We start from the raw sequence: 9705 nt of genomic DNA on the forward strand, positions 1-9705 counted from the left end.
GGACTATGAAACACATTTCGATTTTAGTTCCGAGAGGTGCCATACTGGGTAGCCTGGAAGGCTCGCGGCAGTTGTTTAGTCAGGTGAACCAATTTGCAAAACAACAGGGAAAGCCACCGGTATTCCAGGTAGAGCTGATCGGGCTGACCAGGGAAACGCCGGTCAGCGGCGGCCTGTTTACTGTTAATACCGATTCTTTGGTCGACGACGTGGCGCGGACAGACCTTATCATCATTCCTGCTGTCGACGGCGATTTGTCGGACGCCATAGATCAGAATAAGGCCTTCCTGCCCTGGATAAAAAAACAATACGAAGCTGGAGCGGAGGTTGCCAGCCTTTGTCTGGGTGCTTTCCTGCTAGCTTCTACAGGTTTGCTAAGCGGCCGGAAATGCGCTACGCACTGGATGGCCGAAAGTGCCTTCCGTCAGATGTTTCCTGATGTGCAGCTGGTAACGCAAAAGATTATTACCGACGAGCACCGCATTTATTCCAGCGGTGGTGCGTTTTCGTATCTCAACCTGATTCTGTATCTTATCGAGAAATATGCAGGGAGGGAGATCGCTGTGCTTTCTGCTAAGGTATTCGCTATAGAGCTGGACAGGCAAAACCAATTACCTTTTACCATTTTTCAGGGTCAGAAAGGACATGAAGATGAGCCGGTCAAAAAAATTCAGGAGTATATAGAAAGTAATTTTCAAAAGAAAATAACAATCGATGAACTGGCTTCCATGCAGGCTATTGGTCGCCGCAACCTGGAACGCAGATTTAAAAAGGCTACGGACAATACGATCGTAGAATATATCCAGCGTGTGAAGATAGAGGCAGCCAAAATGAGCCTGGAATCGTCGAGAGAAAACATCAATGAGGTGATGTATAAGGTGGGCTATACAGACACCAAAGCTTTTCGGAGTACTTTTAAGCGTGTGACGGGCCTGTCACCCATCCAGTACAGGGCAAAATATAACCGGGTGATGTCGGCCTGATGAGAGTTAAGATCATCACGGCCCTGTTGCTAGCCTGCCTTGCACTCTTTCTGGCATGGGGCGTGAGCCGGACAGCTTTCAACGAAATGCTGGAAACGGTGGAAAACATCTCTGCACCGAGTGAGCGCCTCCGGCTGGTCAACGTGATATCCAGGAGGATCGGGGGACTAGAACAGCTTCAACGGCTACCCAACCTGAATGTTTCGGCACAGTACAGTAAAGGCTTTAAGGCTTCGCGTGAGCTGCGGATTGCGCTTGATTCGCTCGGCGTGCTGTATAAGGAGGATACCGTACAACTGTCCAGGATCAGCGCGATAAAAAAGCTACTGTCAAGACGCGATAAGCAGTTTGTGAATTATCTCAGGGTGCGCGCCGCTATGATGAACGACAAGGCCTTCTCTGAACAGGTCAGGGATGTGAGCGATATGGTGAATAAGAGAGATGCCCAGTCCGACAGTACCATTTTAGCCAGGGAGCAAAAGACTTCCACCACTACAGTCTATCCCACTGACGAAAAGCCCAGGAGTTTCTTTGGCCGGATTTTCGGGCGGAAACGTCCTTCCGATGATAGCCCGATCCGTATTGTGAGCGAGGAGAAGGTGGTACGTGATACCATAGCGGTATCCGCCGAAGACAGTCTCACGCACAATCTAGAGCGTTCTCTTCAGGTCATCGCCGCCCAGCAGCGAAAGCAGCAGGCTAACTTTCTGGGCAGAGAGGCGGAACTGGCCGTGGCGAACGAAAAACTGATCGGTCAGATGGTCGATGTGCTGAGCCAGGTGGAGGCTGAAGTGGTAAGTCAGATCGAGCAAAGCGGCTTTAAGGCGAAAGGCGTTGTGAACACCAGTATCAGGACAATAAGCATCATTTTTTTGGTGTTCGTTTTCCTGATGGCTATCCTGTTATATTTTATTTTAACAGATCTTACCCGAAGCAAAAGATATCGCGCTGAGCTCGAAAAGGCGAAAGAGGAAGCAGAGTATCACGGTATGGCAAAGCAGCGTTTTCTGGCGAATATGAGTCACGAGATCAGGACGCCTTTACAGTCGATCATCGGCTATGCGGATCTGATCCGTAACGAGAAGGAACCAAAAAAATCGGACATAGAGGCCATCCACCATTCTTCCGAACACCTGCTGCAAATTGTAAATGAAATACTGGATTATAACCGGATCACCTCGGGTAAGTTCAGTTTTGCGAGCGACTTGTTTGATATGCGCAAGCTGCTCGACGAGGTCATGTCGGTGATGCGTTTGCAATCGGATGCCCGGGGCCTTACGCTGTCTTCCGAATTCCAGCTCGAACCGGTCCGCTTTGTTTACGGTGATCCCTTTCGGCTTAAACAGATCTTGTACAATTTGCTGGGTAATGCCGTTAAGTTCACCCCTAAGGGGGAAGTGAAGCTGAAAGTGTTCTTTAAGCAACGGCACGACGACTTGTATTTTACGTTTGTAGTGGCCGATACGGGTGTGGGCATGACGGAGGCCGAGACGCAGATCATTTTTAATGAGTTTGAACAGGCTGGCGCGGTTGACGGCCATGTGGCCAACCGTATGGGGACTGGTTTGGGACTAAGTATTATTAAGTCGCTCATTGAGCAGCAGGGTGGTCGGATCTATGTAAAGAGCAGACCTGGTGCGGGTAGTGTATTCACCGTCTATCTGACCTTCCGGGCAGCGGCACAACAGGTCGAAATACCAGACAAGCCGGAAGTGAAAGTTTTTTCTGAAGGTAAGGTCTGGCTGGTAGACGATGACCCGCTTATACTGGACTTGTTTTCGGTCATTTTTGAACGGCACTTTATCCCTTATAAACGCTTTGACGGTCCGCTGGATATGCTTAATGAAGCCTGGGACGAGCGCGTAAAACATGTGTTCATCGATATTCGCATGCCGGGGATGGACGGTATAACGCTGTGTAAGGAGATGAGAAAAAGGATTACTCCCGGTGTAAAGCTATATGCGGTAACGGCCCAGGTGCTTCCCGACGAAAGGGAGCTGTTACTTGCCAGCGGCTTTGATCACTTGGTGATGAAGCCTTTCCGGGAATCGGAGATCATCGCTTTGTTTACAGAGCAGGGCTCGCCGGACAATAGCCCTAAACTCGACCTGACTGCGCTGCGGAAAATGACTTACGGCGATGAGGAGCAGCTTAGAAAGATACTAACGAGATTTGTGCTGGACTCAAGAAATGATATAGCGCAGGCCAGGTTGGCCATAGAAGCAGGGGATACCGCTAATGTCCGGTTGATTGTTCACCGGATCGCTGGTCGCACCGCTCAGATCGGAGCTGCTGAACTGGCCGCTGAATTCAGGCGTTGCGAAATCGCGCTCACCGAAGGAAAGGAGGCGGATATCGTTCCACTTTTACAGGGGCTTGATCGGTTGTGTGACAAAACCTCGCAAATCACTTCATAGACCGGGATCTCTTAATCGATCTCGTAGCGCTCCATCTTGCTATAGAGCGTCTTGCGGTCTATATTAAGCAGTTTGGCGGCTTTTGACTTATTGTACTTTACCTTGATCAGTGTTTCAACGATCATCGCCCGCTCGTTCGTTTCGTTGATGGCTTTCAGGTCTGATCCCGATGCCTTAGGGTCCTGGTTGATCGCAATGATCATTTCCTCTGGTAAAGATCCCGCTTCTGCGGTGTCGCCAGGGGTCAGCAGGACCATCCGTTTGATGACGTTTTTGAGTTCCCTGAGATTTCCCGGCCAGTCATACCGCATGAGGAGTTCTTTGGCTTCTGCCGAAATGTGCTTTACATTCCTGTTCAGGTCCTTGTTGGCCAGCGCAACAAAATGATCGATGAACAACTCAATATCCTTACCCCGGCTACGCAATGGCGGCAGCTGAATTTTAAATTCGTTAAGTCTGTGGTAAAGATCTTCCCGGAAGGTGCCATTGGCAACACTTGTTTTTAAATCGTCGTTTGTGGCTGCAATGATGCGCACATCGGTTTTAATCGTTCTGGTGCCTCCCACGGGCTGTATCACCCGTTCCTGCAAGGCACGCAGTAATTTGATCTGCACTTCGTAACTCAGGTTGCCGATTTCGTCCAGAAAAATTGTCCCCTTATTGGCTGCCTGAAATTGCCCGGCCTTGTCAGAAAGGGCCCCGGTAAAAGCACCTTTAACGTGTCCGAACAGTTCGCTGGCTGCAAGTTCTTTTGATAAAGCGCCGCAGTCGATCGCAATAAAAGGATGCTCTTTACGGCTGCTTTGCATATGTACCGCCCTCGCAGCGTATTCTTTTCCCGTTCCGCTTTCGCCCTGAATAATGACCGACATATTTGTGGGGGCTACCAGCGCTATATGTTCGTATAACTTTTCAGCATTCGGGCTTTTACCCTTCAAGGCATCAGCAAATTCAATGCTGGAGGGCGTATCGCCGCTGTTAAGTGCATGATTGATGACCATGAGCAACTCATCAGGGTTGACCGGCTTTGTGATATAGTCGACCGCCCCCATTTGCATAGACTTTACGGCTGTACGTACATCGTTGAAGCTGGTCATAATTACCACCGGGACATCTATCTGCCTGTCACGTAAGTAGGAAAGCACATCGATGCCTGTGCCGTCAGGAAGGCGGTAGTCAAGCAGGATGATCTCCGGTGATTGCCGCTCCAGGGCTGGGAGACTGGTTTTAATGTCCTGGTATAAAACAGCTTGATGCCCGCTTTTAGTCAGGAAGCCCTCCAATATATGGGAGAAAGTTAAATCATCTTCAATGATTAGTGTTTTTGCCATAGGGGATGGGTAGATGTGTGACAAAACTACGAAATCCCGTGCTAAAAGGTGTAGAACCTTTACAATACCTGAATCTTTTTGTAAATTTGCTAATATGCTGTCTAAAAAAACAAAGTATGCGATAAAGGCGCTTGTGGCACTGGGCAAGAACACTGGAAATCCGCCGATGCAAATTGTTCGGCTTGCGGAACAGGAGATGATTCCCCGGAAGTTTCTTGAACAGATTTTGCTCGATATGCGTAATGCCGGCTATCTGTACAGTAAAAAGGGTGCCGGTGGCGGCTACAGTTTAAACAAGGATCCCCGGGATATCTTTTTAGCGGATATATTGAGGATTACTGATGGGCCGATCGCTATGGTGCCCTGCGCCAGTTTAAAATTTTACCGTAAGTGTGATGAGTGTCATGATGAGGTCACATGTGGTATCCGGAAAACTTTCATAGATGTAAGAAACGCCACACTTAACGTTCTTGCTTCGACTTCTATTGCCGATGTGATGGCAAGGGAGACAGATAATATCGCTGTAAGTTGAATTAGGTGATAATCACCTGTTGCTGCGTACGCGCTTATCCGTTTTTAAGACTAACTTTGAAAAAACTAATTTTTATGATTGAAAAAATGATGAACAATTTTTGTAAGGGCCTGGTGGGCGTTGGATTGATGGTTGCCGTCCCTTTTTTATCTTTTTCGCAAAAGCCGAATTGGCAGAATCTCGATTTACAAGCTGATTCTACATTCGGGATCAGTACCGAAAAAGCGTACAGTGAATTGTTGAAAGGAAAGAAGTCAAAAAAAGTGACTGTTGCGGTGGTAGATTCCGGAGTGGATATTGAACATGAAGACCTTAAGCCGGTAATCTGGGTCAATCCGAAGGAAAAGGCGGGGAACGGCAAGGATGATGACAAAAACGGTTATACTGATGACGTTAAAGGCTGGAGTTTCTTAGGTTCAGCCAAAGGCTCGATCAATAACGAAACTTTGGAACTGACCCGTTTGGTGAGACGCGATAAAGCCAGGTTTGGCGATAAGGATGCTTCTCAGATCCCTGCAGCAGACAAAGCCGCTTATGAAACTTATTTAAAAAATAAAGCTGCATTTGATCAGGAGGTCGCTGAAGCGAAGGCCGGGTTGGAGCAGTTTTCTGCAGTGAAAAATGCGATCGATGGCGTAGTAAAAAAGATGGGGAAAGAAAACCCTACGCTTGAGGACTTTAAAGCTTTGAAGCCGGCTGATAATATGGAGGCTAATGTTCAGCGCATCATGCTTCAGCAACTGGAAGGCAAAACCTTTGCTGAGTTCTACAAATCTCAGATCGAACCGGGGTATGAGCACTACCATAGCCAGCTGGAGTACAACCTTAATCTTGATTATGATCCCCGTTCTATTGTTGGAGATGATCCGAACAACATGAAGGAACGCTTTTATGGAACTGCCGAGGTGCAGGGCCCGGATGCAAGACACGGAACGCACGTTGCCGGTATTATTGGCGCAACGCGCACAAACAGTCTTGGCATTATGGGTGTAGCTGATAATGTAGATATTATGGTGGTGCGTGCTGTTCCTAACGGCGACGAGCGTGATAAGGATGTGGCAAACGCCATTCGCTATGCTGTTGATAAGGGTGCTAAAGTGATCAATATGAGCTTTGGGAAGTCGTATTCCTGGGACAAGGGCATCGTAGATGAAGCTGTAAAATATGCTGTTTCTAAAGATGTACTGCTTGTACATGCTGCAGGTAATGACAACAACAATCTTGAAGAGAAGGAGAATTTTCCTGACCCAAGATATGTGGACGGAGGCGTAGCAAGTTCATGGTTAACCGTAGGTGCCTCTGGTTGGAAGAATGACGGAACTATTAGGGCGAGCTTCTCAAATTACGGTAAGACCACTGTGGATGTGTTTGCGCCTGGTGTGAATATCAACTCAACAGTACCTGGTTCAAAATACGAAAAGTTAAACGGTACCAGTATGGCCGCTCCGGTAGTAGCAGGTCTGGCTGCTTTAATCCGTTCGTATTATCCTAAGTTAACAGCCGTTCAGGTAAAAGATATCATTATGAAGTCGGTAGTTAAGGTTGACCAGTCGGTTACCATCACAGACGACTCAGGTGCTAAGACGGTACCTTTCAGTGATCTGTGTGTAACAGGTGGAATCGTTAACGCCTACAATGCTTTAAAACTCGCAGAGGGTTATAAATAGTAAAATAGAAAGATCGTTGAGAAGCCGCTGAAGATTAAATCTTTAGCGGCTTCTATTTTATAGATTCATTCATGAACGGCTGCAGCTTTCCGGAAATGCCGTTTTCTTCAATAAAGCGGTGCCGTTCGCAGTTGTACTCTTCTACTTTCTTAAAATCCCCCTTTTCGATAAGGATCTTAATGATAAGTCGGTAGGTAAACAAACAGCTTAGATTAAGCCGGTTGCGTTTGTATACTTCCATGCACTCCAAACAAAGGCGGTGCGCTGCCTCGAATTGTCCGGAATCCTTTAAGCTGATGGCATACATTAGCTTAATATTTGCCGCCGTGAAATTAGTTATTCTGAAACGTAATTTCCCCTGATCCAGCATGAAGAGAATACGCTCCAGTTTTTTCGATTTTTCCATTGGCAAGCGATCGGGGTGGTCGGGTCTTAGCCAGGAGTTAACCAACGCAAAGACACTCATATTGAAAATGGTAAAAGGGGTTCTCCGCGAAAATAGCCGGCGACGCTTCTCAAACAGATGTTTAAGCGTTTTAAACATTTCCTCCTCACTGTAGAATAGCGAAAGCATAATTGCAAGGGTGTACTGAACGCCCTCCTGCCAGGTCAGTTCTGCGGAATCACGCAGTGGCATGGTGTTCCGTAGATCATCTATGAAATTGATCTCCCCGGCATTTCCTAGCATATGATCAAGTGCATTGAGACTTACTTTCGCGGGGTTAGCCGGCCACGATTGAGGCTGAAGACCCTCTAACAGATTACCCCTGAAAGTAATCTGGCGTACATTTGATGTAAGCAAATCGAATATAAGTAAGATGGAATGGTAAGCCGTGAGATATTTCGGGTTCTCGGTTATTTGAAGTAACATAATGATGGCCTCTCTGTACATCGAATCAACGAGATCGAAATGCATGAGCTGGTTAAGCATGATGTCATGGAGGTCATGCTGGTCTATCAGTAAATAGGTGTCAGGGCAAGACTTGCTTCTGTAATAGAGACTTTCTGCGATAAACAAGATAAGATAGTTTTTTTCAAAACTGTCCAAATCGGTTTTAAACAAGTGCCGGAGGGAAGATAGTTCTCCATTTCTGACAAGATACCGGATCATCCATTGATAAAGTTCAAACCTGGTCTGATTATTTGTATATGTTTTTGATACGAACTCAAAGAAGGCCTTTCCATCTGACACGGTAAACTTTTCCAGCAATTCAAGAAAAAGAAAATATTCAAATATGTGCGGGTGCACGAATCTTATATATTCTTTCGGATGCCGGTCACTTATTTCAGTTTCTTCGATCAGAATGCCGTCCGAAAGCAGTTCGGCATAGGCCTTTACATCCAGACGGATTTCGTCTAGCAGCTCGTCTTTTAACGCAGCACTGAGTTTTCCGTAGTCCGTGACAGTAATTATCTTACGGAAAAAGATAAGTTTCTGTGTGTATTCCCCCGGAAGGTAAATTTTGTCATATACAAAACGGGACACAAGTTCATGGGAGATAACGGAAGTAAAATAACTAAAATAAGAATCTTCGTCTTTAAGCTGATATAGGAACGGTATATGGAATGGAAACTTCAACTGAGCTTTGAGCTCTGGACTAATCGTCGCTTTTCCTGCAAGATTTATTCTCGATAAAAGCTGGTCGACTTCCTCTCCGGTAAGTAATGGCACATTGGAGACCTCATTGCTGTTATAGAAGCTTCCCTGGAACCACTTTTTTTTAAGGTAGGACGAATGCCTGACCTTATTATAGAAGCGGATCCATGTGGCCGAGCGCATAGCAAAGACGACCTTAATGTGCGGAACGTTTTCCAGCGTACACAAAAAGTTTATAAGGCCTTCAAAAACTTGTGTCTTTAAATCGTTTGTAAACTCATGATCGGAGAACCCATCCATGAAGATAACGAATTTGCCCTTTGTGGGGGCAAGATGCCTGGTTATGTAAGTTGCCAGGTTTTCATGTGAAGGAATTCCCAGAAGTGACTTGATGTGTTCGCCAAGACTTACCGGAACGAATCCTTCGCTAAAAAAGCTGTGCGCAGTTATAAAAAGGGTAGGATTACCCTCATAGGCAGGGGTAGTCAGAAATCTTTCGGCCAGTTGCGTAAGTATGATGCTTTTTCCATATCCAGGCTGCGAAATAAAACACATATAGCTCTGTTCGGATGCCAAAAATAGGTCGAAGTCCTCCTCGGAAAACTTCCTCGGAACAGTTAATTCATAAGGGATGCTTGAACGGTTCTTAAACGTCTTGACGGTTAGGCTGCTAATAGCAGATGCTTTATCTCTTACATGCTGCCAGCCATCGTTTGCCGCCAGTACGCCCTTGTCTGTCATAGCCGCATGTTGATCGCTCACAAATTCAGCTAAGGTGGTCACCGTAAATTTCGAGAAACTATGTTTGGCATTGGCGAAGCCGAAAAGTCTTTTTATTGTGGTCTCGCTCAGGTTTTTTCCTAGGGTCTTACTGATTTCTAATGAAATACGTTTACAGTCGCAGGGCGTAGGAATACTGATTCCCGTTTTGGCTAATATCAGGGACTTGATCTCGTTTAAGGTAGGCGTCTCATTCATATGATATCGGATGATTCAATAAGAATAAACCGAATATAACCCATTTAATGAAAGAAATAAATATTTAATCGTGTGATTAGTTGATATCTTCCTTTGTGACTACAATTAATTATCTGGTTAACAGATGAATAAAAATACCAATTTAAATTGTAAAAAGATTGTGTCGTATAAATTGAACAAAATGAACAAAATGGACGGCT

6 protein-coding genes are annotated in these 9705 nt (G+C 46.1%); 4 read left to right on the top strand and 2 right to left on the bottom strand.

All coding sequences use genetic code 11. The features are described 5' to 3' along the window. Positions 1-5 precede the first annotated feature (5 nt). Positions 6-983 carry a GlxA family transcriptional regulator gene (locus J3P40_RS05640; RefSeq protein WP_256003680.1) on the top strand — a complete coding sequence of 326 codons (978 nt, stop codon included), beginning with the start codon at positions 6-8 and terminating at the stop codon, positions 981-983. Continuing rightward, positions 983-3400: an ATP-binding protein gene (locus J3P40_RS05645; protein WP_256003682.1), complete on the top strand. Its 2418-nt coding sequence runs from the start codon at positions 983-985 to the stop codon at positions 3398-3400. The genes J3P40_RS05640 and J3P40_RS05645 overlap by 1 nt, the downstream gene beginning before the upstream one ends. Positions 3401-3411: 11 nt before the next feature. Here the strand turns inward: J3P40_RS05645 and J3P40_RS05650 are convergent, their stop codons facing one another. Next, complete coding sequence (locus tag J3P40_RS05650; protein WP_256003683.1) at positions 3412-4731, bottom strand: sigma-54-dependent transcriptional regulator; 1320 nt, start codon at positions 4729-4731, stop codon at positions 3412-3414. Positions 4732-4825: 94 nt separating this feature from the next. On the opposite strand from J3P40_RS05650, the gene J3P40_RS05655 reads away from it, so the two are divergent. Together J3P40_RS05655 and J3P40_RS05660 are read left to right on the top strand one after the other, a co-directional pair. Next, entirely contained in the window at positions 4826-5263 is a 438-nt protein-coding gene (locus J3P40_RS05655; RefSeq protein ID WP_256003684.1) for an RrF2 family transcriptional regulator, read from the top strand. Between the two features lie 74 nt (positions 5264-5337). After that, positions 5338-6930 carry a S8 family peptidase gene (locus J3P40_RS05660; protein WP_256003685.1) on the top strand — a complete coding sequence of 531 codons (1593 nt, stop codon included), beginning with the start codon at positions 5338-5340 and terminating at the stop codon, positions 6928-6930. Between the two features lie 52 nt (positions 6931-6982). Here J3P40_RS05660 and J3P40_RS05665 read toward each other — a convergent pair whose 3' ends face one another. Beyond that, the gene (locus tag J3P40_RS05665; RefSeq protein ID WP_256003686.1) at positions 6983-9505 is read right to left on the bottom strand and encodes an NACHT domain-containing protein; all 2523 of its coding nucleotides are present in this window, start codon (positions 9503-9505) and stop codon (positions 6983-6985) included. Positions 9506-9705 lie beyond the last annotated feature (200 nt).

It is taken from the genome of Pedobacter deserti (genome assembly GCF_024436415.1).
GTDB classification, from domain to species: Bacteria; Bacteroidota; Bacteroidia; order Sphingobacteriales; family Sphingobacteriaceae; genus Pedobacter; species Pedobacter faecalis.

Bases quoted from the DNA above. Each gene is read 5' to 3' on its own strand.
- J3P40_RS05665 (WP_256003686.1), bottom strand. From the start codon at position 9,505: ATGAATGAGACGCCTACCTTAAACGAGATCAAGTCCCTGATATTAGCC.
- J3P40_RS05655 (WP_256003684.1), top strand. From the start codon at position 4,826: ATGCTGTCTAAAAAAACAAAGTATGCGATAAAGGCGCTTGTGGCACTG.
- J3P40_RS05645 (WP_256003682.1), top strand. From the start codon at position 983: ATGAGAGTTAAGATCATCACGGCCCTGTTGCTAGCCTGCCTTGCACTC.
- J3P40_RS05640 (WP_256003680.1), top strand. From the start codon at position 6: ATGAAACACATTTCGATTTTAGTTCCGAGAGGTGCCATACTGGGTAGC.
- J3P40_RS05650 (WP_256003683.1), bottom strand. From the start codon at position 4,731: ATGGCAAAAACACTAATCATTGAAGATGATTTAACTTTCTCCCATATA.
- J3P40_RS05660 (WP_256003685.1), top strand. From the start codon at position 5,338: ATGATTGAAAAAATGATGAACAATTTTTGTAAGGGCCTGGTGGGCGTT.